The organism is Tateyamaria pelophila, from assembly GCF_019966495.1.
GTDB classification, from domain to species: Bacteria; Pseudomonadota; Alphaproteobacteria; order Rhodobacterales; family Rhodobacteraceae; genus Tateyamaria; species Tateyamaria pelophila.
Window position 1 is genome coordinate 39,691 of the sequence record NZ_JAIMIA010000020.1, and the last position, 25,704, is coordinate 65,394.

The window sequence follows — 25,704 nt, forward strand, 5'->3', positions numbered from 1 at the left end:
CCGACCGTCCGGACAACGGCACCCGCAGACCTGAAAGCGTTCTGCCAACGGAGTGCGATGCCCCGCTACGGCACTAGTGCTGCATCCGCAAAGCGCTTATAGTCACGTCAATCAATCGAGGAAACACATGCAACCGACAGGCTTTCAAAAGATCGCATATGCATTGCTGATTGCGCTGATGTTCGGCGTCACCACCGGCATGCTCGGAGGGCTTTGATCAATGGCGCAACGGTTCGGCGGCAAATTCAGCCCCCAAGGTGATGACCTCCCCGGCGAAACACCTCAGCGCGGCGTGTATGAACGGGCGCAAGTGGATCCCGTTGGGGCCCGCGCCAATGTCATGTTTATCCCCGCCATTCCGATGGTCTTCATGGCTCTCAATGACGGGGCAATCGGGCTGACGATTGCTCTGGTTTCAGCGGCTTGCCTGACGTTGGGGGCCTGGCTGCTGCGCGGCGGCCTCCAGGCGGAAGCCGCCTATAACAGCCGCAAAGTCGCGCGCCGCCCTGCCATTCCACGCAAACTGTTTTCCAGTGCCGCAACGGGGCTTGGGATCGCTCTGGCCGCATATCGGGTCGAGCCCGGCTTGGTCGCACCCGTTCTTTACGGCGCCGTGACCGCAGGTCTGCATATCGCGGCTTTTGGCATCGACCCGTTGAAGTCCAAAGGCTTGGAAGGCGTCGATACCTTTCAACAGGATCGCGTGGCACGCGTGGTCGACAATGCCGAGGCCTATCTCAAAGACATGTCCGATGCGATGTTGCGCGCCTCGGACCGGAAGATGGAACTGCGGCTGGAGAAGTTTCAGACCACGGCCCGCGATCTGATCCGCACCGTCGAGGAAGATCCGCGCGATCTGACGGCGGCACGCAAATATCTGGGCGTCTATCTGATGGGTGCGCGCGATGCGACGTCCAAGTTTGCGGACATCTACAGCCGGACCCGCGACGCAAAGGCGCGTGCGGACTATGCGGCCCTGCTCGACGATCTGGATCAGAATTTCGCGGCGCGCACACGCAAGCTGCTGGTGGAAGACCGCAGCGATCTGAATATCGAAATCGACGTGCTGCGAGATCGTTTGCAGCGCGAAGGGGTGCGCCTTGCACCTGACAAAAACACGTAAATTCAATCAGTAAGGTGACCCACTATGTCTGAGACGACCCGCCAAAAGGCCGAAAGCGCCCTCGCTCAAGTCGAAGAAGTGACGGCCGTTGTGCTTGCCGAACCCAAGGAGGCAAATGCGATTGTGCCATTGGCAGAAGCCGATGCGCCGGTAAGCGCCGAAATTCGTGCCCGCATGGACGAGATCGACATGGGCGACACGCAGTCCATCGTGTCCTTCGGATCCGCCGCGCAGGCGGAGCTGCAAGAGATCAGCCAGGCGATGTTATCTGATGTCCGAAACAAGGATGTGGGCCCAGCTGGCGACAGTCTGCGCAATATCGTGACCACGATCCGGGGCTTTTCGGTATCCGAACTGGATGTGCGCCGCGACAGGTCATGGTGGGAAAAACTGCTGGGCCGGGCCGCACCGTTCGCCAAGTTTACCGCCAAATTCGAGGACGTTCAGGGCCAGATTGACAAGATCACCGATAATCTGTTGACTCATGAACACGCGCTGTTGAAGGACATCAAGTCGCTCGACATGCTGTATGAAAAAACGCTGCAATTCTATGATGAATTGGCGCTTTATATTTCGGCAGGCACGGAAAAAATTGCGGAGCTGGATGCAACGGCGATCCCTGCCAAAGAGGCGGCGGTCGAGGCAGCAGCGGAAGACGACAAGGTGATGGCAGCCCAGGAACTGCGCGACCTGCGCGCGGCCCGCGACGATCTGGAACGCCGTGTGCACGACCTGAAGCTGACACGGCAGGTGACGATGCAGTCGTTGCCGTCGATCCGTCTGGTTCAGGAAAACGACAAGTCGCTGGTGACCAAGATCAATTCGACACTGGTCAACACCGTACCTCTTTGGGAAACGCAACTGGCCCAGGCCGTCACCATCCAGCGCAGCGCCGAAGCCGCCGCCGCCGTGCGCGACGCCAATGACCTGACCAACGAATTGCTGACGGCCAACGCTGAAAACCTGCGCAGCAGCAACAAGACGATCCGTCAGGAGATGGAGCGCGGCGTTTTCGATATCGAAGCCGTGAAGAAAGCCAATGCAGCTTTGATCGGCACCATCGAAGACTCGCTCAAGATTGCGGACGAAGGCAAAGCCAAGCGCGCCGCCGCCGAAGAGGAGCTGAAAAAGATGGAAGCCGATCTGCGCGATACGCTGGCCTCGGCCAAGTCCCGCAAGGACGGCGTCGGCGATACGGCCGCCATCGCCGTGCCGAGCTAAGGCACCAGAACCATGAAAAGCGCGCAGATCATACGCAAGGCAGGACATCTGGGCAGCATAGCAGCCCTGTGCCTGCTTGCGGGCTGCGAGCTTTTCACGCCTGTAGAACCAGTGCTGACGCCACGCGTCCGACCCTCTGGCTTGGCCACGGGTACCATCGCCCAGCCGCAGGCGACGTCCGAAACAAGTGCCGCCCTGCGCAGCTATCTGACCCAGGTGCAATCCAGTCAACTGACCCAGGGCCTTTTGCGTCAGGATGGCGGCGGGCCCGATACGCCCTATTCCGCCGAAATGCTGGCGCGCAACTTTGAGCAGATCGTGTTTTTCAATGAGTATGACAGCGGCAGGCAACGCTCGGGTGTGCCCGGTGAGTTGCGCCGCTGGGAAGCGCCCATTCGTATGGGCGTGGTGTTCGGCGCCTCTGTCCCGCCCAGCCAACGCCAGCGCGACCTGGAAGACGTGACCAAGTACGCCAAACGGTTATCGCAGGCCACCGGGCATCCGATCACTGTCGGGGATGACCCCAATTTCCTTGTCTTTTTCGTGAACGAGGACGAACGCGCCGATACGATCGCTGCTGTCGCACCGCGCCTGACCGGAGTCAGCGCGGTGAATTTGGGCCCGGTGCGAAATCTGCCGGACGATGTCTATTGCGCGGTAGCCGCCTATGCCGCCGGCGCAGATCGCAGCGTCTACACTGCTGCCGTTGCGGTGATACGGGCCGAAAACCCGGATCTTTTGCGGCTGTCGTGTATCCACGAGGAGCTGGCCCAGGGGCTTGGCCTTGCCAATGACAGCCCTGATGCACGACCGTCGATATTCAACGATGACGACGAGTTCGCGCTGCTGACCAGCCATGACGAGGTCCTCTTGGGGATGCTCTATGATCGGCGGCTTTCACCGGGCATGTCCCTGGCAGAATCCCAACCGATGATCCGTGTCTTGGCCACCGAAGCCATGCAACAACCAAGTTAAGTCCGTCCAAAGGAGACCCAAATGGGTATTTTCGATTTCCTCTCCGGTGAATTCATCGACGTCATCCACTGGGTCGATGACAGCCGCGACACCATGGTCTGGCGCTTTGAACGCGAGGGACATGAAATCAAATACGGTGCCAAGCTGACCGTCCGCGAAGGGCAAGCGGCGGTTTTCGTGCACGAAGGCCAGCTGGCGGACGTGTTCAACCCCGGTCTGTACATGCTTGAAACCAACAATATGCCGATCATGACGACCTTGCAGCATTGGGACCACGGCTTCAGAAGCCCGTTCAAGTCCGAGGTCTATTTCGTCAACACCACGCGCTTCAACGATCTGAAGTGGGGCACCAAGAACCCGATCATCTGTCGTGACCCCGAATTTGGCCCGGTCCGTCTCCGAGCGTTCGGCACCTATTCGGTCAAAGTATCAGACCCTGCCCGCTTTCTCGTGGAAATCGTCGGGACCGACGGCGAATTCACAATGGACGAGATCAGCTTCCAGATCCGCAATATCATCGTGCAGGAAATGTCGCGCAGTCTGGCCAAGTCCGGCATTCCAGTCATGGATATGGCAGCCAATACCCGCGAGCTGGGCCAACTCGTCGCCAAGGAAATCTCCGGGCAGGTCGCCGAATACGGACTCACGATTCCGGAGCTTTATGTCGAGAACATCTCGCTCCCGCCTGCCGTCGAGGCGGTGATGGACAAACGCTCCTCCATGGGCGTGATCGGAAACCTCAACCAGTATATGCAGTTTCAGGCTGCCGAAGCCCTTGGCCGTGACGGCGGTGGCGCGGCTGCCATTCAGGCGGGCCTTGGCGCAGGGCTCGGAATGCAAATGGGTCATGCGGCGGCAGGCACCGTCGGGCCTTGGGGCGCGGCGCCCGCCCAACGCACGGCCGCGGCAGCTCCTCCACCGCCACCGGTCGAACATGTCTGGCACGTGGCCAAAGATGGCGTCACAAGCGGGCCCTTTTCCAAGGCGCAACTGGGTCGGATGGCCGCCAGTGGTGAGTTGTCACGCGAAAGCTACGTCTGGACGGCGGGCCAAGACGGCTGGATGAAAGCCGAAGACGTCACCGAACTGGCCCAGCTTTTCACGATCATGCCGCCGCCGCCACCACCGGGCATTTGAGAGATATTGCGTTCGCAAAAAAACGAAACATGACACAAAAAGACAGGAATTCGCAGGTCCCGAAAACGGTCGCTCGTCCTGCGCCCTCGACACCAAGTATAAATTGCCGCTTGTTGACGCTTAAGTAACGGTTTCAGGTCACAGTAAGGCATCTAAGTCGCCGCATAAATCTTTGAGATTGCTGTCAAGTTTCAATCTCCGGTAGAGGCCTCATTGCAAGACAGTCCTTGACAGACCGTGTTGGATGTGGACTCTCATTCGACGAGATTTTTGTATGGTTCGGAGCTCAAAACGAGTCTTTTTTCTCTTAAATTGGAGACAATCCGTCGAGTCACGGGTGTTCGTTTCCGGATCAATGATAATCGCGTGTTTACCGGCAAATTTTATGTCGGCTTAGTAACTGGTTTGTACAAGGCTTCATGTGAGCCTGTGAATGTAACGGGATTTAGAAGATGACGAATACCGCAAATACCGATGTCGACACCTCCACGCAGGTCATAAATCCGGATTCAAACAACCCGGAGTCGATCACCCAGACATCAACCCTGTTCACGACAGACAATGGCGGCCTCGCCGAAGACGAGTTTTGTGTTTCGGTAACGATCACGGAACAGGACATTCCTGAAACCCTGAACATCGTCGTTGTGATCGACCAATCCGGTTCGACCTCGGGCAGTTCGGGCACAGATTTTACCGGCGACGGAAACAACGATTCCATATTGGTGGCCGAGCTCTTCGCTGCACAGCAGCTTTTTGATGGATATGTCGCCGCCGGATACGATCCCAGTACCGTCACAGTTTCGGTCGTAAGCTACAATTCCTCCGCACAAGATCGCGGCACGTTTCAACTTGATGACCCGACTGGTTTTACCAACGCACTGACAGCAATCGGAAATGAAGGACCGGGCGGAACGACCAATTATGTGGGCGCGCTCAACGAAACCGCCAACGTGCTTGGCGGCGTCAATACTGGCAGTCCCGGTGACCCCGGTTATCCCGGAAACCTTGTTGTGTTCATGTCAGATGGTTTTCCGGTGCCGAGTTCACAGGCAAGCGGGAACCCCTCACCGATCGAAACCGCAGCGACCAATCTTGAAAACAGTTTTGGTGCGTCCATCAACGGAATCGGAGTTGGCGCGAACAGCAGCCTCAATGCCCTGAACCAGTTGGACAACACGGGCGGTGCAAATCAAGTTCTCACCACAGACGAACTGCTGGCAGAAATCGTCGCACCTTTGACCGATGCCGAACTGGTGGAAATCAACTTTGAAATCGAAGGTCTCGATACAAACGGCGATCCGCTGACCCAGACAATAACGCTTTTGGCAGGTGATCCGAGGATCATTCTGACACCGACGGGATACAGCGTTAACCAACTGCCCATCGATCCGGCTTTTGACCCCGGGACAGATGTAACCGTCACCGTGACATCCGTATTCGAACCCGACCCGGGTGCCGTTCCGTCACCGGGGCCGAACCAAGTGATTACAACATCGCATGACCTTGCGATTGTCGTCTGCTTTACGCCGGGCACATACATTCTGACCCCGCAGGGCGCGACGCGGATTGAAGACCTGACGGCCGGCGATAGGGTAATCACCCGTGACCATGGAATCCAAACGATCCGCTGGATCGGAGCCACGACCATGTCCGGACCATATGCGGCGGCAAACAAGCGTCTGCGCCCCATCCTGATCCGCAAGGACGCCTTCGGCCCGGATCAACCCGAGCGCGATATGCGCGTCTCGCGTCAACACCGGTTTCTGGTACGGGATTGGCGCGCCGATGTGATGTTTGGTGCGCCTGATGGGGTTCTCGTCCCGGCATTTGCGTTGTGTAACGACAGCACCATTGTCGAAGTTCGTCCGACACAGGATGTGACTTACATCCATATGGTCTTTGACAACCACGAAGTTGTTTATGCGGATGGGGTCGAAGCAGAAAGCTTCCATCCTGCTGCCCGTACAGTGGCGGGGCTCAAGTCCGACCAACGTGCAGAGTTGCTTGAACTGTTCCCGGATTTGGTTGACGGTGCCCAATTCGCCTACACTGCTGCGCGCGGTGAATTGCGTGGAAACACGGCTAGGGTTTTGTCAGACCGAAACTGATCTCGTTTTGCCAAGCGCGCGCGCCGCACTGACGTCGCCCGCGCGCAACATGCTTTATGCACGACGATCAAATGTCCTCGGCTTTGTGATAAAATCATATTAGCGCCGAGACACCACACCGTGTCCGCGCAAAACGGAGGGGCTTTGACGATCATCTGATCGGACGCATCAGTGCCTTTCGGCCTGCATTCAAAAGACGATCCTTGTTGCGGGATTCATGCAGATGGTGGGTCAAAATTCGAAAATGCGGGTCGCAAAGTCCGTTCAACGAGCTTTGCGGGAGATCACGACTACGCTCCTTCGTAATCGCCATCGCCCGGTTCCGCGCATACAAGCAGATGCGCTCGGAATTGGCCGCAGCCACGCCTGCCCTATCGGGTCGCAAGATCATCGGTATGGCCCCCTTGCCCGCTAAAGCCTGCCAATCGATACTCTTTGGACAGAGTACTCATCCTGACAACGGTTCTTTTCCTGCAGGATCGACGCAGATGTGTGATCGGTAAGTGCCCTGCAGGAAAGGAACCATCGTGAACACGAACAACAAGCCGCGCTGATATCTCTCCCAGATTCACTGAACCGTTCTAAATGCCGTCATCGATCAGGATATCATCATGCCCCGACGGGGCAAGGGTTCCACGAGATCGGACAATTGTACTAAAAACTTCTCCATTTTTCTGCGAGCGATGGCCCGCAGCCCTGACATCGCAAGCGGACGTGAGAGACCATAAGAAAGTAAAAAACCGCGCTCGTAATCTACAAATCTTTCACACCCTTTGACATGGAAGGCCTACGGGCTGTTACGCCTTGCCAATTGCAACGTCCGACGTGACACTTCTGGAGGGCGTGTTCAGGAGCCTATTGCCTCGATCTGGCGATGGCGCCCTGTCGACATGAACCGCACTTATGCCCCTCTACGGCAGGAAACGGCCACGCGACACAGCGCGCTAAACGGGTTGCACTGGATTCTGGCACCGCTTCTTGTCTGGGTTCTGCCGGTCCGGACCAAAATCGTGACAACGTTTGGTCCATGCACGTGTCAAGCGCTGTTGATCCTTGTGCTGATTTTGTGTCGCTGTCATCGTCCAGGTTTGTAGACGTGCCGCGGCCCGGAGCATCGGCTTGCGAAACGTCCACGTCATTGTCGGACATATCCATCTCATTCAGATCGATGCGCTACGAGGGATCGCAGGCCGACATTCTCTTTTTTCCACTTTTGGCGATATTGTCTGGTGCCAGAGAATGCGCAGTGGATCATGATGACCAAAGCGTTGGATGTATGCCTGTTACGGCCCTTGCCGATCCGGCAGACGTTTTTGATACCTTTTGTTGGCGGGCTCCGGTGCCGTTCGCCAAGCCAACAAACGCTGTGCAATTTCTGCAAAGGGCGCGCTGTCCCCCCCCACCTGCGCACTGCGATGCGCCGTGGCGCTTGCCGACGGATGAGAAAACAGTAGTCTGCACAATATTAATCTCAGAGCAATGCACGGAATGCCATGAGCGGAATGCCCCCCCTGACCCCCGCCCAGCCGACATCGGACCATCGGTTTCCTTGCGACAATTGCGGGGCGGATTTCAGGTTCGATCCGGCCAAAGGCAGATTGATCTGTGACCATTGCGGCAACACGGGCACGATTGAGGGCGCAGGCGATAACGCTGCCACACATATCACCGAATTGGATTACCACGCCGCCCTCAACGCCAATCTTCCCGATATCGAGATCGAGGAAACCCGCGTCTCCAAATGCCCCAACTGCGCGGCGGAAGTCGAGTTCGACGGCGACATTCACGCCACCGAATGTCCGTTCTGCGCAACGCCCGTGGTCACGGACACAGGGTCGCACCGCCACATTAAACCGCGCGGTGTTCTGCCCTTTGCTCTGACCGAACCGCATGCGCGGGACGCGATGAACTCATGGCTGGGCAGTCTTTGGTTCGCGCCGGGCGGCTTGCAGGACTACGCGCGCAAGGGGCGCAGCATGCAGGGCATCTATGTGCCATACTGGACGTTCGACGCCGACACGCGCAGCGCGTATACCGGCGAACGCGGCACGGTGTATTACGAAACCCGGACTGTAATGCGCGACGGCAAACGCGAAACGGTGCAAGTTCCCAAAGTCCGCTGGCGGCGCGCCCGTGGCACTGTGGCGCGGTTTTTTGACGATGTGCTTGTACTGGCTTCGACCTCGCTGCCCAAGCGGTTCACCGATGCGTTGGAGCCATGGGACCTGAGCGAAATGGAACCCTACGCCCCTGAATTTCTTGCAGGCTTTCGCGCCGAGGGCTACGCCATCGGTCTCGAAGACGGCTTTGTCGAGGCGCGCAGCTATATGGATCGGGTCATCGCGCGCGATATCAAGTTCGACATCGGGGGGGATCGCCAACGCATCCACACCGTCGACACGCGCCTGAGCGATATCACCTTCAAACATGTTCTGCTGCCGGTTTGGTTGGCGGCCTATAAATATCGTGGTGAAACCTACCGCTTCGTGGTGAACGGCCGCACGGGCCGTGTGCAGGGCGAACGGCCCTGGTCCAAGGGCAAGATCGCATTGGCCGTGCTTGCGGGCCTGATCGTGGCAGCCGTTTTCGGCTATGTCATGGCGACGCAGCAATGACCCAGATCGATAATTTCAACCTGTTGCTTGACGCCCGCTTCTCGTGCCGGGCTTTTACGTCCCGCCCGGTGCCTCAGGTCACCGTCGAGACGATTGTGCGCACGGCACAAAAAGTGCCCAGCTGGTGCAATGCCCAACCCTGGCAATTGGTGGTTACCGCCGGGGCCGAAACAAACCGCTTTCGCGATGCCCTGTTTGCAGCCGCCAGCACAACCCCACCGGCCCCCGATCTGGACTGGCCCACAGGCTATCCCGGCGTCTACGGCGACCGCCGCCGCGCCTGCGGATTTCAGCTTTATGACGCGGTGGGCGTGACTAAAGGCGACCGTGCGGCAGGCGCCGCGCAAATGATGGAAAACTACCGCCTGTTCGGCGCGCCGCATGTGGCCATCGTAACCTCCCCCCGCGACCTCGGACCATATGGCGCGATGGACACGGGCGGGTTCGTCACCGCCTTCTGCCTTGCAGCGCAGGCCGAAGGCGTGGCAACCATCCCGCAAGCCGCCATCGCTGCCCAAGCGCCATTCGTACGTACCTATTTCGACATCCCCGACGATCGGCTCATCCTGTGCGCGATCTCCTTTGGCTATGCAGATGCCGACCACCCGGCCAACAGTTTCCGCACCGAACGCGCCCCGGTCTCCGACGTTATCGTGTGGCGGGAATGAAGGCGCTGCTGCAACGGGTGACAGACGCGTCTGTCGCGGTCGACGGCAAGGTCATCGGAGCTTGCGGGCCGGGCCTGTTGATCCTTGTCTGCGCGATGCCGGACGATACCGAACAGACGGCAGATGCGCTGGCGCTCAAGATTTCCAAGCTGCGCCTGTTCAAGGACGACGCAGGCAAAATGAATCTCAGCATCGTGCAGACCGGCGGAAGTGCGTTGGTCGTCAGCCAATTCACACTTGCCGCGGACACATCGCGCGGCAATCGCCCGGGATTTTCGGGCGCGGCCAAACCGGATCAGGCACAGGCGCTGTATCTGCACTTTGCGCAAGCGCTGCGAGCCCTCGGGATCGCAGTGGAAACCGGAGAGTTCGGCGCTGACATGGCGGTCAGCCTGACCAACGATGGCCCCGTAACGCTTTGGCTAGACACTGAAAATACCTAGGATGCCCCGGCAGAAAGCCATGTCTCCGCCGCTTCGGCGGTTTCAAACGCCTTGATCTCCAGCCCCGGCAATAGCGCGCCTTCGACTTCGGCCACGGTCCTGATCCATTGCGTCTCGCAGACCACGGCACAGCGGTTGAACTTGCCCAAAAGGCTGAACAATTTTGGCAGGCGGCTCATCTCCACCCCAATCGCAGCCATGCTCGGCATCGCGAAATCCGTGATCGTATAGAGCATTAAGCCTTGTGAAACCTCTTCGGATTGGTCGATCAGATCATCCAGAGCCCGCCCCATCTCGTCAGCATCCACACTGCCGCTCAATGCGATATCGAGACGGTTTTCCGCAGTTTTCGTGATATGAAACATGGTTTTGTCCTCCGTGTTCAGACCTGTTCATCATAGCACAAGTCCCCGATTACCGTCTTGATGTCGATCAGTCGTCGATAATGGCGTGGCGAAGAGACCTTATGGGAATTACACGGTTTTCATCCGTTGCGCGGGAACGATGTCCAAAGTACCACAAGAAGGTAGTCGAAACGGGATCAACAACATGATGACCAGTGATGACCTTTTGGATCTGTGGCAGGCGGGTGTGCGTGCCGTGGGCGGAGCGGAGGCCGTAAACACAGCGCTGCAACAGCATGACGTTCCGCGTCCTGATCGCATCATTGCCATCGGCAAGGCGGCCGCCGCCATGGCGCAGGCCGCCTGTGCCAAATGGCCGGACGTGCCCTGCCTGATCGTGACGAAATACGGCCATGGGCAAGGCGCGCCGCGTGCAGCCACTCTGCTTGAGGCGGCCCACCCGGTCCCCGACACCGCCTCTCTGGCTGCGGGTCGGGCGCTGCAACAGGCGGTGGCGGCCTGCGGATCTCGGGATCACCTGCTTGTACTGGTTTCCGGCGGTGCGTCGGCGCTGGCCGAACGGCCTGTGGATGGCCTTGATCTGGATGGGCTGAGGGATCAAACCAACGAATTGCTCGCAACAGGCGCTGATATCGGCACGATGAACGCCCAGCGGACGCAGAACTCACAAATAAAGGGGGGCAAACTGCTGTCAGGCTTTGACGGGGCGCGGGTCACGACGTTGGCCCTGTCGGATGTCGAAGGCGATGCGCTTGCGACAATCGGTTCAGGCATCGCGGATGCGCCCAAGAATTCAAACTTCGCATTTATGGCCCATATCGTTGGCAGCAACGCGATCGCCCGTGCCGCTGTGGCTGCCGCCAGCGAGCTTCCTGTCAAATCAAACAGCGAAACCCTGTATGCAGATGTGGCAGAGCTTGGTCCAAAGATTGCTGCCGACCTCCGGGCCGCAGCCCCCGGCATTCACATCATGGGTGGGGAACCCGTCGTTCACCTGCCGGAAAACCCGGGGCTCGGTGGGCGCAACATGGCCTTGGCGCTGACATTGGCACGCGAAATCGCTGAAACGCATAATCTGCGCATATTGGTGGCGGGCACCGACGGCACCGATGGCCCCACGGACGCGGCAGGGGCCATCGTAGACGGGCAAACCTGGCAGCCGGACGCGCAGATCGCGCTGGACTCGGCAGACGCCTACCCTTGGCTCAAAGCGCATGACGCATTGGTTACGACCGGCCCGACAGGCACCAATGTCATGGACATCCTGATCGCGCATAAGGACTAAGAAGGGGGCCAGCCCCCTCGCGCTACGCGCACCCCCGGAGTTTATCCAGCAAGATGAAGCACCGGGCAGATCAAAGCGCACCGCATGGGTCCCCTTTCTCTGTTCCGGAATATCCCGGGGGGAGGCCGCAGGCAGGGGCGCCGGCCCCCATGCGCGCTTGACAGCTTATAACACAGCATCAACCGTACGCTTATGAAAAACACGCTCCGCGAGATAGAAGAACAGCCTGATCTGGGGATCGCCCTCAGCGACGGCACCCGCCTGTCGGCGCGGATCTGGTGCCCGGTCGATGCGCTTGCCGATCCGGTGCCGGTCATTCTGGATTACCTGCCCTACCGCAAACGCGATGGAACCTGTGCCCGTGATGCGCTCACTCACCCCTATTTCGCGGAGCGGGGCTATGCCTGTCTGCGTGTGGATATGCGCGGCAATGGCGACAGCGACGGGGTGATGGAAGATGAATACACTCAACAGGAACTCGATGACGCGGTCGAGGTGATCAACTGGGTGGCCGCGCAGCCTTGGTGCTGCGGCACCGTCGGCATGATGGGGATCAGCTGGGGCGGATTCAACGGCTTGCAGGTCGCGGCACTGGCGCCCACACCCTTGAAGGCAGTAATCACCCTGTGTTCGACCGTGGACCGCTTTGCCGATGACATCCATTACAAGGGCGGGTGCTTGCTGAATGAAAACCTCGGATGGGGCGCCACCATGTGGTCCTATTCCTCCCGCGCGCCTGATCCGGACCTGCGCCCCAACTGGCGCGAAATGTGGCTGGATCGCCTTGAGAAAGAGCCGTTCCTGCCTTCCGTCTGGCTGCGCCACCAACGCCGGGACGACTATTGGCGCCATGGCTCGGTGATCGAGGGATACGGCAGGATCAAGGCCAAGGTGCTTGCCGTCGGAGGCTGGGGCGATGCGTATAAAAACGCGGTCCCGCAGCTTGTTGATGCGTTGCCCGGAGCCAAGGGCATCATCGGCCCCTGGGTGCACAAATATCCGCATTTCGCGGTGCCCGAGCCCCGCATCGGTTTCCTTCAGGAGGCACTGCGCTGGTGGGATCGATGGCTTAAGGGGATCGATACGAACGTCGAAAAAGACCCGGATTTACGGGCCTATGTGATGGACGGCGTGCGCCCCGCCACCTGGTACGCAGAGCGCCCCGGCCATTGGGTGGGACAAGCCGCAGGCGCATTGCACGACGGCAGGGCGCACAGCACATTTTGGCTAGGCGATGACGTGCTGACCGCGACCTTTACCAGCGCCAATCGGACCGTCGCGTCGCCGGCCCACACGGGCGCGCAATCCGGCGAATACTGTGCGATCTGGCTGGGCCCCGAGCTGCCGGGCGATCAACGCAGCGACGACGCGCTGTCTGTCTGTTGGACAAGCGCTCCGCTGGATGCCGACACAGAGATTCTTGGCGCGCCAAAGCTGCGCCTGACCCTCGCCTGCAACCAGCCACAGGGGCAAATCGCGGTGCGGTTGAACCATGTGCATCCGGATGGCGCCAGCACACGGATCACCTATGGCGTGCTTAACCTCAGCCATCGCAAATCGGCCGCGCATCCTGAACCGATGATCCCTGATCTGGCGGAAGAGATCACCCTGATGCTGGATCACGTCGGCTATACCGTACCTGCCGGGCATCGCATTCGGATCGCGATCAGCACAGCGTACTGGCCACTGCTTTGGCCGTCGCCCTCTCCGACCCAGCTTTTTATCAGGCAGGGAACCCTCACGCTGCCTCACCCGGATATTGCGGTCGGCCAACCGAGTTTTGCACCGCCAGTCGCCGCGCGCCCATGGGAAACCGAATCGCTGCGCGCCGAAACCCATGTCCGCCGCCAAGAGGTAGATCAGGTCACCGGGATCACGTCGCTGATAATTGAGGACGACTTCGGCAAGGTCCGCGACACGGAGCACGGGTTGATTTCCGGCTCAATTGCCCGCGAACATTGGCAAATTCACCCCGACGATCCGCTCTCTGCCAAAGGCACTTGCCACTGGACCGATGAACTTGAGCGTGACGGAATTCGCCTGCGCACAGAGGCCCGTTGCGCCATGTGGAGTGACGCAAACAGCTTCTATCTGAGCGCGCGCATCGAAGCGTTTGAAAACGACGCGCGGATCTATGATCGAAGCCTGACGGACCAAATTCCGAGGGACAATATGTAGGAGCGCCCCAGAGGAGTAACCTACACAACAATATCAACCCGATGGATTACCCCTTGCGACCCAAGGACAAATGGGTAGGCTTTAGGCAGCAAACAAAAACATCCGCGCATGAGACGCGGAGCACGCAACCGGGAGACCAAAATGTCTAAAGAACTTGAACTTCTGTCGTCAAAGGTGACGGCTGGAACAATGACACGTCGCGAATTCATGAGCCGTGCCGCGGCATTGGGTGTGACCGCCGCCGTCGCATCATCGATGCTGGCGCGCCCTGCTCAGGCCACGCCCATTGCGGGCGGCACCTTCAAAATGGGAATCCAGGGCGGCGAGTCGACCAACAGTCAGGATCCCGCATCCTGGGCCTCCGATGTGCCGATCGCTGGCGGATTCTGCTGGGGTGAGCCTCTGATTGAACTGGTGCATGACGGTAGCCTGAAGGGGCTGGTCGCGGAGAGCTGGGAAGGCTCGGATGACGCAACGGTCTGGCGTTTCAAAATCCGCCCGGGCGTCATGTTCTCCAACGGTCAGGAAGTCACATCCGAGGACGTGATGCAAACGATGGCGCGCCATTCCAACGAAGATTCCAAATCAGGCGCTCTGGGTATCGTTCAGGGGATCGAATCGATGCGCACGGACGGAGATGTCTTCGAAGTGACACTGGGCGTCGGCAATGCCGATCTGCCCTATCTGATGGCCGATTATCACCTTATCATTCAGCCCAATGGCGGTTTTGACGACCCGACGGCAGCCATCGGCACCGGTGCCTATGTTCTCGAGAGCGACGAGCCCGGTGTGCGCATGGTGTTCCAGCGCCGTTCAGATTACTGGGGCGGTGACCAGACAGAGGTCGCACATTACGATACCGTCGAAGTCATCGTATTGAACGATGCAACAGCCCGTGTCGCGGCCTTGCAGTCCGGTCAGGTGGACTCAATCAACCGGGTCGAACCAAAAATCGCCAAACTGCTGGCCCGTGCGCCGACAATCGAAGTTCTGTCTACGAAAGGACGCGGTCACTATGTCTTCATCGCACATGTGGACACGGCACCCTTCGACAGTTTGGAATTGCGTCTGGCTTTGAAATACGCGCTGAACCGTCAGGAGATGGTGGACAAGATCCTGCAAGGCTATGGCTCGGTCGGAAACGATATTCCGATCAACGCAGCCTATCCGCTGTATGACGAGACTATTCCACAACGGGAATTTGATCTGGAAAAAGCCCGCGAACATTACGCGAAATCCGGTCATGATGGCTCTCCCATCGTTCTTCGGACCGCCGACGGCGCCTTTCCCGGTGCTGTCGATGCCGCAGCCCTGTTCCAGCAATCGGCCCAAGCCGCAGGTATCCCGCTGGAAATCAAGCGTGAACCAAACGATGGGTACTGGTCCGAAGTTTGGAATGTGCAACCATTCTGCGCGTCCTATTGGGGCGGACGTCCGGTTCAGGATCAGATGTATACGACTGCCTATCTGTCGACCGCAGACTGGAACGATACCCGATGGAAGCGCCCCGCGTTCGATGACATGCTGCTTGAGGCACGCGCCGAGATTGACGAAGTCAAACGCAAAGAAATCTATTCGAACATGGGTCGGATGTTGAACGAAGAGGGGGGCGTGATCGTGCCCATGTTCAACGACTTTGTGGATGCGCTTTCGACCAATATCAACGGCTGGGAAGCCAACCCGAATGGTCCACAGATGTACTGGCAAACCGTCAAGTACACCTGGAAGGCTTAAGTCGGTATTATGCACCCAGTCCTTACACTTGTCGCCCAGCGGATATCGCTGGGCGTCCTTCTGCTCCTCGCCGCATCTGCGCTGATCTTTGGCCTGACCGAGGTGCTGCCCGGCGATGCAGCCCAAGCCATTCTTGGTCAAGCCGCCACGGCCGAAAATCTGGCGAATTTGCGCGCGGAGATGGGCTTGGACCGCCCTGCATACACTCGATATTTTGAGTGGCTTGGCGGTATCGTCACGGGCGACATGGGCAATGCGCTGACAAACAAGCTGCCGATCGCTGAACAAGTATCCCGCCGGATGGGCGCGACACTGTTTCTGGCCTTCTGGGCCGCCATTATTTCCGTCCCGCTGGCGATTTTGCTGGGCCTGATCGCTGTGCGCTATCAAAACCGCTGGCCCGACAAACTGATCTCCGGCATCACGCTGGCGTCTATTTCCCTGCCCGAATTCATGATCGCCTATATTCTGGTGTTCGTATTTGCGGTGCAACTGGCTTGGGCACCGTCCTTTGCAAGCGTTTCCCCGGGCATGCCGCTGCTGGCTCAACTGCACGCGATATCGCTTCCCGTTGCTGTGCTGACCCTTGTCGTCTTGGCGCACATGATGCGGATGACCCGCGCGGCCATCCTCAACGTGATGCAGTCAGCCTATATCGAAACGGCTGAGCTCAAAGGACTGCGGACCTTTGAAGTCATCCGCAAACACGCCTTCCCCAACGCGATCGCGCCCATCGTGAACGTGGTCATGATCAACCTTGCCTACCTTGTGGTCGGTGTGGTGGTCGTCGAAGTGGTCTTCGCTTATCCCGGCATGGGACAATACCTCGTGGACGCCGTGGTCAAACGAGACGTGCCGGTCGTGCTGGCCTGCGGTGTGATCTTTTCAGCCGTCTACATCATCCTGAACATCGTCGCCGACGTGGTCTCGATCTTGGCCAATCCAAGACTGAGGCACCCAAAATGAGTTTTCCCCTGAAAAAACTCGTTTGGTGCGACCAAGCGCATGCAATAGCGCGCGCAGGCAGGCATCCGGTGGCACGTCCGGGCGTCCAGACATGCCAGAACCAAGGCGGAAAACAATGCTGAAAAACATTCCCCTCTCCGCCGCTATCGGACTGATCATCACAGCCACCTACTTCTTGGCCGCTATCTTCGCCAGCTGGATTGCACCTTACGGCATGGCCGAAGCCGTTGGCGATGTCTGGGAGCCATCTTCTGCGGCACACTGGCTTGGCACCGACCAAATCGGCCGCGACCTGCTCACACGCATGATCTATGGAGGCCAAACGACAATCCTGATTGCCACGCTGGCCACCATCCTCAGCTTTGTAACAGGCTCGGTCCTCGGCTTTATCGCTGCTGTCTCCGGCGGCTGGATTGATCAATTGATGAGCCGCCTCGTCGATCTCTTCATGTCGATCCCCTCGCTGATCCTCGCGCTGGTGATCCTGTCCTCGATCGAGGCAACAGTGGTCACATTGGTGGTCATCATGGGCCTGCTCGACAGCACACGGGTCTACCGTCTGGCGCGGGCCGTCGCGGTGGACATCACAGTCATGGACTATGTCGAAGCCGCACGCCTGCGTGGTGAAAAACTGCAATGGATCATCTTCCGTGAAATCCTGCCCAATGCCCTGTCTCCTCTGGTTGCAGAAATGGGCCTCCGGTTCATCTTCATGGTGCTTTTCATCTCCACGCTCAGCTTCCTTGGTATCGGCGTCCAACCCCCACTCGCGGACTGGGGTGGCATCGTGAAAGAGAACAAGGAAGGGATCAACTTCGGCATCGGCGCGGCGCTCTATCCCGCCGTTGCGATTGCAACGCTCGCCATCAGCGTGAACCTGATCGCCGACTGGATCCTGACGCGAACAACCTCCCTAAAAGGGGGGCGAGGATGAACAACCAGCCTCGCAACGTTCGAGAATTCCGCAATGGCTTCAGGGTCGGCGGGTGGGCGTCTTTGGCCGACAGGCCAAACAGAGCCACCCCCGACCGCATAACTCAAAGGCAACGCACATGAGCACACCGCTTCTCCAGGTCCGCGGCCTCAAGATCGGCGCCACCGTCTATCCTCCAGGTGAAAAACCCCACGACATCGAAATCGTCCACGGCGTCGACTTCGACGTCGAAGCGGGCAAAGTCCTTGGCCTCATCGGCGAATCCGGTGCCGGCAAATCCACAATCGGCCTCGCGGCCATGGCCTATGGCCGGGGCGGTGTTGAACTGACGGGCGGTTCCGTCATGGTCAACGGGCGTGACGTCCTCCAAGCCAGCCTCAGCGACGTACGTAAGTTGCGCGGAGCCGAAGTCACCTATGTCAGCCAGTCTGCGGCTGCCTCCTTCAATCCCGCAAAACGGATTCTGGAGCAAGTGATCGAAGCCGCCGTCGGTCAGGGCAAATTCTCGAAGGCGGACGCAGAGCAGCGCGGCGTCGAACTCTTCAAGAAACTCGGACTTCCGGACCCTGAGAACATCGGCAACCGCTACCCGCATCAGGTCTCGGGCGGACAGCTGCAGCGTTGCATGACCGCACTCGCCCTTTGCCCCCAACCCGATCTGGTTGTTTTCGATGAACCGACAACGGCCCTTGACGTCACCACTCAGATTGACGTGCTCAAGGCGATCAAGGACGCAATCCGCGACACGGGCGTGGCCGCTCTCTATATCACTCACGACCTGGCTGTCGTTGCACAGGTCGCAGATCACATCATGGTGCTGCGGCAGGGCGAAATGGTCGAATACGGCACGACGGACCAGATTATCAACAGCCCCCGCGAAGATTATACCAAGGCGCTGGTTTCCGTCCGCTCCATCGACCACAAGGAAAAGCAACCGACCGAACCGGTCCTGCGGGTCGAGAACATCACCGCCCGCTACAAGGGCACAAATTTTGATGTCCTGCATAACGTGTCTGTCGATCTCAGCCCCGGACAAACGCTGGCGGTTGTCGGAGAATCCGGTTCGGGAAAATCAACCCTTGCCCGGGTGATCACCGGTCTGCTGCCGCCACGTGACGGAACAATCACCTTCGCCGGTCGCACCCTGACGCCGGACCAGCCGTCGCGCAGCATCGAAGACCTGCGCGAATTGCAAATGATCTATCAGATGGCTGATACGGCGATGAATCCACGCCAGACCGTAGGCACCATCATTGGTCGTCCGCTTGAATTTTATTTCGGGCTCAAAGGCGCAGAAAAGCAAAAGCGGATTCAAGAACTGCTGGACGAAATCGAACTGGGCGATGGCTTTCAGGATCGCTACCCGGCCGAACTTTCCGGGGGGCAAAAACAACGGGTTTGTATTGCAAGAGCCCTTGCCGCCAAGCCCAAGCTGATCATCTGTGACGAAGTAACCTCTGCCCTTGATCCGCTGGTCGCGGACGGCATCCTGAAACTGCTGCTGAACCTGCAAAAAGTCGAAGATGTTGCGTATCTTTTCATTACGCACGATCTGGCCACTGTCCGTGCCATCGCCGACAGCATTGCCGTCATGTACCAGGGCAAGGTGCAACGCTACGGAACCAAATCCGAAGTGCTGACGCCTCCCTTCGACGACTATACGGATCTGCTGCTGAGTTCCGTGCCGGAGATGCAACTGGGCTGGCTCGAAGATGTGATTGCAAATCGCAAAATGGAAAGTGCGGGCAACTGACGCAAACGGACTTCGACGCGAAGTCCGGCTGCTTTCCGATACGGAAAGCAGCAGCGCGGGATTTGGAAACCGGAAATGGCTTACATACGTGCAGCTCGACGCGCCTCGCAGCAGGCCAGCATTCCGTTGAAGTTAAAGATATACAAACTCTAGGATTTGGTCACCAATATGACCATTCATCGGAGCAGGTTCATGCAAAACAAACTACTGCTGATCATCCTTGACGGCGTACCTTACCGCAATTGGCGCAGACTCTTCGGAAATCTCGAAGGTTGGGTCGACAGCGGCGATGCGCGGGTCTGGAAAATCCATTCGGTGCTGCCTTCAATCTCTGCCTCATGTTATGCCTCGATCCATACCGGCGTCTCACCAGCCGAACATGGCAGCACGGGCAATGGCAACGTTTTCCGCCTGAAACACCCCGACGTGTTTTCTCAGACCCGGCTTTCAGGTGGGGTCACGGGCGCTGTCGCACATTCCTTCTGGTCTGAATTTTTCAACCGTCATCCCTTCGATTTCGTTCGGGACATCGAATATGATGAAGCAGACAGCCCCACCATCAACCATGGGCGGTTTCACACCATGACGGGCTACGGCCAATCCAACCAGATGACGCCCTCGGACGTCGATCTGTTCGGCACGCTGACCAATCTGTGCCAGCGTTTCGATTTGAATTACGGGATGCTCCACACCTGTACGCTCGACAGCATGGGGCATCGGTTTTTTCACGATTGTCAGGAAATGGACCATGCCTGCGCTGTCATGGATGAAATGTTAGCCCCTTTCATCCCACGATGGCGCGCCATGGGCTATGATGTGATCGTCACGGCAGATCACGGGCAGGATGAACGCGGTCACCACGGCGGGCGCGGTGTGCTGCAACAAGAGGCAGCCCTTTACTATTTCGGAGCGGCAGACGGCCCCCCCGAAGACACCATTCTGGATCAGTTGCAACTGGCTCCGACGATCCTCAGCCGCCTTGGCGCGAACATCCCGGACACGATGCGCGCCAGCCCGTTCCTGGCCTGAACCATCGCGACCTTGTGCACGGATATCGCGTGCGCTGAACTGCTGCGCGTTTGATCCGCTTTGCCAAAAGGCGTGGCTATTCCGCAGCGACCGCGTCTGGCATCATTTCCCAAGGCCGCACAAACACCCCCAAGATGGCCTGGATTGCGTGTTCGTCCGCACCATTGGCGTCGACTTGCGCCACAAGCCCGCGTTTTTTGTCATCAATCACCGACACGACACGGGCCTCGAGCCCTTTCGCTTCCAGAGCACTATTGTATACACGGGTGATCGCTTCCTTGCGCAGATCAGGTTTGAAGACTTTGCCGACGGCGGTCTTTGGAAGCTCATTCATGATCGTCATATGTTTGGGTTGCGCCGCGCGCTCGTGCACATGCTCTTTGCAGAAGGCCATCAAGACGTCTGGTGTGACAGACGCCCCTTCGACCAGTTCGACATAGGCGCAGGGTACCTCGCCCGCATGCTCATCCGGCTGGCCAATTGCGCCGGCAAAGGCAACGGCCTCGTGACCCAGCAGCGCCTCTTCGATCTCGGCGGGATCGATATTGTGGCCTCCGCGAATGATCAGATCCTTGGCCCTGCCTGTGATCCACAAATACTGGTCGGCGTCATACCGGCCAAGGTCACCGGTCCGCAGATATACCTCGTTGTAATACAGGTCCTGGTTCTTTGGCGTTTCCGTGTAGGTGTTGCCCGGATAGACCCCCGGGTTGGAAACGCAGATTTCGCCAACCTCGTCCACGTCCGCCTCGATCGGCCCGTTGGGGGTATTCTTGAACACCTTGACATCCGTATAAGGGAAGGTGACGCCAACCGATCCGATTTTCTTTTCACCCTCCGGCGGATTGACCGATACGATACAGGTCGCCTCGGTCATGCCATAGCCTTCGATCAGTGTCACACCCGTCGCTTTCTCGAACCGTTTGAAGAGTTCCTGCGGCAGCGGGGCCGAGCCGGAGAACGCTGTCTTGATCGTGCTGATATCGGCGTCGATCGGGCGCTGCATCTTGGCGGAAATGGCCGTGGGTACGGTAAAGATGAATGTGACTTTCCACCGCTCCACCAGCTTCCAGAAATTGTCGAAGACCCCGTCACCCCGGTATCCCTGCGGCGTCGGAAATATCACATGCGCGCCAGAAGCGATGGCCCCCATCAGGACCGGATGACAGGCAAAGACGTGAAACAGGGGCAGCGGGCAGATGATGTTGTCATTTTCAGAGTACAGCAGCCTGTGTGCTGACCAGCCATTGTAGATCAGGCCGGAATATTTGTGCTGCGCGACCTTCGGCATGCCCGTCGTGCCACCGGTGTGAAAAAAGCAGGCGACACGGTCTTCCTGTACATCTTCGAATGTCAGGGTCTTGGGGTGCTTGGCCACTTCACTGTTGAAGTCTTTGTAAGCCACACCCGGTGCCTTTTTCATCTTGGGGCGGATCAGCGGAATGATGAAGGATTTCAGCCCCGAGACATGGGTCAGCAGATCAACCTCAAGAACGGTTTTGACGTTCGGGGCAAGGCTCACGGCCTTGGCGGTCTTTTCTGCCACATCCGTTTTCGGAAAGGCGCGCAGGGTTATCACTGCTTTGGCATCGATCTCGCGCAGGATAGAGGCAATCTGATCTGCTTCCAGAAGCGGATTGATCGGTGCGACAATCCCGGCCACGGCACCGCCCAGCAGGGCAACAACCGTTTCGGTGCAATTCGGCAGCACGTACGCCACGACATCCGTCGGCCCGATCCCCATACTGCGCAGCATGTTCGCACATTGGGTCGAACGATCTTTGAGCGCCGACCAGGTCAAAGTCTCGGCCTTCGACTTCGGATCAGAAAAAATCTGGTAGCTGATGGCGTTATGGGTCGGGAATTTTTCGGCTGTGCTGCTGAGCATACCGTATAACGTTTTGGCAACGTCACGCTCGGCCCATGGCATCTCATTCTCAATAGCGTCGCGATCCGCGATTCCGGCAAAAGACATCGTATTCCTCCCTGCGGCGCCCTTTAAATTTGTGTTTTTGACGCATTTTCTGTTGCGGCCAAGATGCGGTGCTTGGCAGCATTATTCAAGCATCGCAACGGGCAAGCGACCGGACAGTACGCGGCGTCAAAAGCTGTGACCTTGGGTCACAACATGACCACGGTTCTGTTCCATATCGCTTGTCGGCAGGACGGATTATTCCGCCGCAATCCCATCCGTAAACTGCAACCGCGCCAGTCGGGCATAAAGGCCCCCTTCGGCCACCAGTTTGTCATGCGCGCCTTGGGCCACGATACGGCCATGATCCATGACAACAATCCGGTCCGCCTTTTTGACCGTCGCCAACCGGTGCGCCACGATCAACGTCGTGCGCCCTTCCGCCAGCATATCGACCGCATTCTGGACAGACCGTTCACTCTCGGCATCCAGCGCGCTGGTCGCCTCGTCGAGCAGGAGCACAGGCGCGTCGCGCAGAATGGCACGTGCGATGGCGATCCGCTGCTTTTGCCCCCCTGACAGCATCAGGCCACGTTCGCCCAATTGGGTCGCGTAGCCTTCCGGAAGCGCCATGATAAACTCATGTGCTGCAGCCGCTTGCGCGGCGGCCTCGATTTCCGACTGCGCGGCGCCCGGCCGACCAAAGCCGATATTCTCGGCTGCCGTGGCGGCAAAGATCATCGGATCCTGCGGAACCAGCGCGATATGCTTGCGGAAGGCTTCACGCTCCATCAGCGACACGTCGACACCGTCCAGGGTGATCCGCCCCGATTGAGGGTCGTAAAACCGCTGTATGAGTTGGATGATCGTTGTCTTGCCCGCCCCGGAGGGACCCACAAAGGCTACCGTTTCGCCCGGCTGGATATCGAGAGAAACCCCGTCAAGCGCGACGATCCCGGACCGGCTGGGATAGGAAAACTTAACGTCCTCAAAGGCGATATGCCCGCGGACAGGGGACGGCACGGCAACCGGTTCGTCCGCATCCCGAACGCTGTCAACCGTATGCAGCAACTCCACCAGACGTTCGGTCGCGCCCGCAGCACGCTGTAACTCACCGATGATCTCGGACAGAGCCGCAACACCGCCGGCCACCATAACGGCATAGATCACGAACTGGATCAACGATCCGACCGTCATTACGCCGGCACGGACATCATTCGCCCCAATCCACAGAACACCGACAATGCCCGCAAAGACCAGAAAGATCACGATGACCGTCATCAGGGCGCGCATATTGATCCGACGCTTGGCGGAGGCATAGCTGGCTTCGGTCACGTCCGAAAACATGGCGCGACTGGCCGTCTCATGGGTAAAGGCCTGTACGGTCTGGACTGCGCTCAGCTGTTCTGACGCACGGCCCGAGGAAGCAGCGATCCAGTCCTGATTGTCCCGCCCCAACGCGCGGACCTTACGCCCCAGAACGAGGATGGGCACGATCACGACAGGCACGATCAGCAAGACAAGCGCCGACAATTTGGCCGATGTCAAAAGCATCAGGATCAGGCCACCCACAAAAATCAGGGCATTGCGCAGGGCGATCGACACCGAAGATCCCAGAACGCTGAGGATCAGCGTCGTATCCGTCGTGATCCGGCTGAGCACCTCGCCCGTCATGATGGTTTCATAAAAGCTGGGCGACATCCCGATCACGCGGTTGAAGACCGCTTTGCGAATATCGGCCACGACCCGCTCCCCAAGTCGGGTGACAAGGGCATAGCGCAGGGCGGTGCCCACGGCCAGCAAGCCCGCAATGCCGATGGCCGCTACGAAGTAATAGTCCAGCAAGGCCGCGTCTTCGGTCTGGAAATTGTCGACCACGCGGCGCACAGCCATGGGCAGCGTCAGCGAAATGATCGCAGTGCCCACCAGCGCCGCAATCGCCGCAATCATCAGCTTCCAATAGGGCAGCACAAAGGGCCACAGCGCCCTGAGAGCGCCGATCTTTTTGGATTTTTCGCGCTCTTCGGAGGCTGATTTGGGTGGTGGTGTCACCTGTGATGGATCGGCCATGCACTCTCCGGGTCATTGTTGTGGGCCGCAGATGGCCGAAAGACGCCAGAAGGGTCAATAGGACAGTTTGCCCAATCGGGAATTGACCGGGTTCAAACCATGTCCTCGGCCATCATCAAGACGGTCACGCATATCGCCATATCTGCGCCAGAGTACACATTGCAGCCTTGCTGGCCTGACCGCAAGGACAGAACCGCAAACGCACCTCAAAATCGATTCGCGCTCCGGACAATGCAATGTGCTGGATGCGGCGCTTTATGTCACAGCTTACTGCCACGGAAAGTCCAAGACGGCGGCGCTGTTCGGCACAGGCCCCTGTTTCAGCTGGTCAACCCAAGAAGTACTCGGGTGGATCTATGCCGACGTCAGTCAGGATACGCCGGGGCTTTGTTATGTAAATCGGGTAATGGGCAGACTTCCCCTCTCCCCGAACAGACTTAACCCTACGGACGTTGTGACGGCAATGCCAAGGGCTGTGTCGCGGTGAAGCATAGCGACGCGAATTGCATTTCCGCGACCAGACGATCAAAATCTATGGCCATCAGGGACTGGCCCAAGCGGTTGATCCAGGCCATCTTGGTCTCGACGCCGCTTCGGCGGTGGTCGCCGCTCCATCGTCGCCACAGGGCGCGACCCTGGTATCGCGATCATCGAGAGCGCGCCCGCGGGGTGATCAAGCGGACCTTGGGTATCGCTCATGAAAAGAAGCAGCTACGGGCACCAGGCGATGACCGGACGACGGTCAACAGCCGTCTGCGAAATTTGCCGCCGTTTAGAAATTGCAATTATGAGTTTTCATCTCTTCAGTCGAAGCTGAGGTTGCGCGCCAGAGCGATTAATCTCCAACCAGTTGGCATTGCGCGCAGTTCATTCCGCAATCTCTATACAAACTCCGCGCGTGAGCAGCGCGATGGCTTTAAAAATTCTGCGCGTCTAATGAATAGGTTACAATTCGAGGAAGCGAGTTCTGCAGAGGTTCCGAATTATTTCCCAAAACCAATTCGGGCCCGTCCAGTCGTGTGGAATGGCATGGAGAGGTGATGACGGTTGACTGATCTTCGCGCATGACACGCAGGGTGAGAGCGGGTCTGCGAAGCGGTAAAGCGTCCAGCGGCCGGATTTCCCATGATCGGGCGCAGCGGCTCTGAGCGGCTTTGATCCAGCCGCGGGACGGAGTTGAGCAGTCCT

Annotated in this window: 18 protein-coding genes and 1 pseudogene; 15 read left to right on the forward strand and 4 right to left on the reverse strand. The window is 58.5% G+C overall.

Features of this window, described 5'->3' with window-relative positions:
- Positions 1–220 precede the first annotated feature (220 nt).
- From LC354_RS08835 to dtd, 8 genes are all read left to right on the forward strand, one after another.
- Positions 221–1,123: a 5-bromo-4-chloroindolyl phosphate hydrolysis family protein gene (locus tag LC354_RS08835; protein WP_223423016.1), complete on the forward strand. Its 903-nt coding sequence runs from the start codon at positions 221–223 to the stop codon at positions 1,121–1,123.
- A 24-nt stretch (positions 1,124–1,147) separates the two neighbouring features.
- Entirely contained in the window at positions 1,148–2,344 is a 1,197-nt protein-coding gene (locus LC354_RS08840) for a toxic anion resistance protein (RefSeq protein ID WP_223423017.1), read from the forward strand.
- Between the two features lie 12 nt (positions 2,345–2,356).
- Positions 2,357–3,319: a DUF2927 domain-containing protein gene (locus LC354_RS08845; RefSeq protein WP_223423019.1), complete on the forward strand. Its 963-nt coding sequence runs from the start codon at positions 2,357–2,359 to the stop codon at positions 3,317–3,319.
- Between the two features lie 21 nt (positions 3,320–3,340).
- Positions 3,341–4,456, forward strand: coding sequence for an SPFH domain-containing protein (locus tag LC354_RS08850; protein ID WP_223423021.1), 1,116 nt, complete (start codon positions 3,341–3,343; stop codon positions 4,454–4,456).
- 452 nt (positions 4,457–4,908) lie between these two features.
- Positions 4,909–6,564: a Hint domain-containing protein gene (locus tag LC354_RS08855; protein ID WP_223423022.1), complete on the forward strand. Its 1,656-nt coding sequence runs from the start codon at positions 4,909–4,911 to the stop codon at positions 6,562–6,564.
- A 1,493-nt stretch (positions 6,565–8,057) separates the two neighbouring features.
- On the forward strand, positions 8,058–9,179 hold the full coding sequence (locus tag LC354_RS08860) for a TFIIB-type zinc finger domain-containing protein (RefSeq protein WP_223423025.1): 1,122 nt from the start codon (positions 8,058–8,060) through the stop codon (positions 9,177–9,179).
- The gene (locus tag LC354_RS08865) at positions 9,176–9,847 is read left to right on the forward strand and encodes a nitroreductase (protein WP_223423027.1); all 672 of its coding nucleotides are present in this window, start codon (positions 9,176–9,178) and stop codon (positions 9,845–9,847) included. Before LC354_RS08860 ends, LC354_RS08865 begins: the two co-directional genes overlap by 4 nt.
- Positions 9,844–10,290, forward strand: coding sequence for a D-aminoacyl-tRNA deacylase (gene dtd / locus LC354_RS08870; protein WP_223423029.1), 447 nt, complete (start codon positions 9,844–9,846; stop codon positions 10,288–10,290). Before LC354_RS08865 ends, dtd begins: the two co-directional genes overlap by 4 nt.
- On the opposite strand, the gene LC354_RS08875 is transcribed toward dtd, so the two are convergent.
- Positions 10,287–10,655, reverse strand: coding sequence for a SpoIIAA family protein (locus tag LC354_RS08875; protein ID WP_223423031.1), 369 nt, complete (start codon positions 10,653–10,655; stop codon positions 10,287–10,289). The two genes, dtd and LC354_RS08875, sit on opposite strands and share 4 nt — an antisense overlap.
- Positions 10,656–10,839: 184 nt before the next feature.
- On the opposite strand from LC354_RS08875, the gene LC354_RS08880 reads away from it, so the two are divergent.
- The 7 genes from LC354_RS08880 to LC354_RS08910 all read left to right on the forward strand — a co-directional run bounded on the left by LC354_RS08880 (position 10,840) and on the right by LC354_RS08910 (position 20,534).
- Complete coding sequence (locus LC354_RS08880) at positions 10,840–11,940, forward strand: DUF4147 domain-containing protein (protein ID WP_223423032.1); 1,101 nt, start codon at positions 10,840–10,842, stop codon at positions 11,938–11,940.
- Between the two features lie 192 nt (positions 11,941–12,132).
- Positions 12,133–14,118 carry a CocE/NonD family hydrolase gene (locus LC354_RS08885; RefSeq protein ID WP_223423034.1) on the forward strand — a complete coding sequence of 662 codons (1,986 nt, stop codon included), beginning with the start codon at positions 12,133–12,135 and terminating at the stop codon, positions 14,116–14,118.
- A 141-nt stretch (positions 14,119–14,259) separates the two neighbouring features.
- On the forward strand, positions 14,260–15,852 hold the full coding sequence (locus LC354_RS08890; protein ID WP_223423036.1) for an ABC transporter substrate-binding protein: 1,593 nt from the start codon (positions 14,260–14,262) through the stop codon (positions 15,850–15,852).
- 9 nt (positions 15,853–15,861) lie between these two features.
- The gene (locus LC354_RS08895) at positions 15,862–16,818 is read left to right on the forward strand and encodes an ABC transporter permease (protein ID WP_223423038.1); all 957 of its coding nucleotides are present in this window, start codon (positions 15,862–15,864) and stop codon (positions 16,816–16,818) included.
- A 118-nt stretch (positions 16,819–16,936) separates the two neighbouring features.
- A complete protein-coding gene (locus tag LC354_RS08900) occupies positions 16,937–17,752 on the forward strand; it encodes an ABC transporter permease (RefSeq protein ID WP_223423053.1) in 816 nt (271 codons plus the stop codon).
- A 118-nt stretch (positions 17,753–17,870) separates the two neighbouring features.
- Positions 17,871–19,505 carry an ABC transporter ATP-binding protein gene (locus tag LC354_RS08905; protein ID WP_223423040.1) on the forward strand — a complete coding sequence of 545 codons (1,635 nt, stop codon included), beginning with the start codon at positions 17,871–17,873 and terminating at the stop codon, positions 19,503–19,505.
- A 192-nt stretch (positions 19,506–19,697) separates the two neighbouring features.
- Positions 19,698–20,534: an alkaline phosphatase family protein gene (locus LC354_RS08910; RefSeq protein WP_223423042.1), complete on the forward strand. Its 837-nt coding sequence runs from the start codon at positions 19,698–19,700 to the stop codon at positions 20,532–20,534.
- Positions 20,535–20,610: 76 nt separating this feature from the next.
- Here LC354_RS08910 and LC354_RS08915 read toward each other — a convergent pair whose 3' ends face one another.
- From LC354_RS08915 to LC354_RS08925, 3 genes and pseudogenes are all read right to left on the reverse strand, one after another.
- Entirely contained in the window at positions 20,611–22,509 is a 1,899-nt protein-coding gene (locus LC354_RS08915) for an acyl-CoA synthetase (RefSeq protein WP_223423044.1), read from the reverse strand.
- Between the two features lie 195 nt (positions 22,510–22,704).
- A complete protein-coding gene (locus LC354_RS08920; protein ID WP_223423045.1) occupies positions 22,705–24,516 on the reverse strand; it encodes an ABC transporter transmembrane domain-containing protein in 1,812 nt (603 codons plus the stop codon).
- Between the two features lie 390 nt (positions 24,517–24,906).
- A pseudogene (locus LC354_RS08925) lies at positions 24,907–25,163 on the reverse strand (hypothetical protein); the annotation flags it as partial.
- Between the last annotated feature and the right edge of the window lie 541 nt (positions 25,164–25,704).

Coding starts and splice junctions, on each gene's coding strand:
- LC354_RS08885 (WP_223423034.1), top strand. CDS start 12,133: ATGAAAAACACGCTCCGCGAGATAGAAGAACAGCCTGATCTGGGGATC.
- LC354_RS08880 (WP_223423032.1), top strand. CDS start 10,840: ATGATGACCAGTGATGACCTTTTGGATCTGTGGCAGGCGGGTGTGCGT.
- LC354_RS08845 (WP_223423019.1), top strand. CDS start 2,357: ATGAAAAGCGCGCAGATCATACGCAAGGCAGGACATCTGGGCAGCATA.
- LC354_RS08875 (WP_223423031.1), bottom strand. CDS start 10,655: ATGTTTCATATCACGAAAACTGCGGAAAACCGTCTCGATATCGCATTG.
- dtd (WP_223423029.1), top strand. CDS start 9,844: ATGAAGGCGCTGCTGCAACGGGTGACAGACGCGTCTGTCGCGGTCGAC.
- LC354_RS08915 (WP_223423044.1), bottom strand. CDS start 22,509: ATGTCTTTTGCCGGAATCGCGGATCGCGACGCTATTGAGAATGAGATG.
- LC354_RS08835 (WP_223423016.1), top strand. CDS start 221: ATGGCGCAACGGTTCGGCGGCAAATTCAGCCCCCAAGGTGATGACCTC.
- LC354_RS08910 (WP_223423042.1), top strand. CDS start 19,698: ATGCAAAACAAACTACTGCTGATCATCCTTGACGGCGTACCTTACCGC.
- LC354_RS08855 (WP_223423022.1), top strand. CDS start 4,909: ATGACGAATACCGCAAATACCGATGTCGACACCTCCACGCAGGTCATA.
- LC354_RS08920 (WP_223423045.1), bottom strand. CDS start 24,516: ATGGCCGATCCATCACAGGTGACACCACCACCCAAATCAGCCTCCGAA.
- LC354_RS08850 (WP_223423021.1), top strand. CDS start 3,341: ATGGGTATTTTCGATTTCCTCTCCGGTGAATTCATCGACGTCATCCAC.
- LC354_RS08905 (WP_223423040.1), top strand. CDS start 17,871: ATGAGCACACCGCTTCTCCAGGTCCGCGGCCTCAAGATCGGCGCCACC.
- LC354_RS08840 (WP_223423017.1), top strand. CDS start 1,148: ATGTCTGAGACGACCCGCCAAAAGGCCGAAAGCGCCCTCGCTCAAGTC.
- LC354_RS08860 (WP_223423025.1), top strand. CDS start 8,058: ATGAGCGGAATGCCCCCCCTGACCCCCGCCCAGCCGACATCGGACCAT.
- LC354_RS08865 (WP_223423027.1), top strand. CDS start 9,176: ATGACCCAGATCGATAATTTCAACCTGTTGCTTGACGCCCGCTTCTCG.
- LC354_RS08890 (WP_223423036.1), top strand. CDS start 14,260: ATGTCTAAAGAACTTGAACTTCTGTCGTCAAAGGTGACGGCTGGAACA.
- LC354_RS08895 (WP_223423038.1), top strand. CDS start 15,862: ATGCACCCAGTCCTTACACTTGTCGCCCAGCGGATATCGCTGGGCGTC.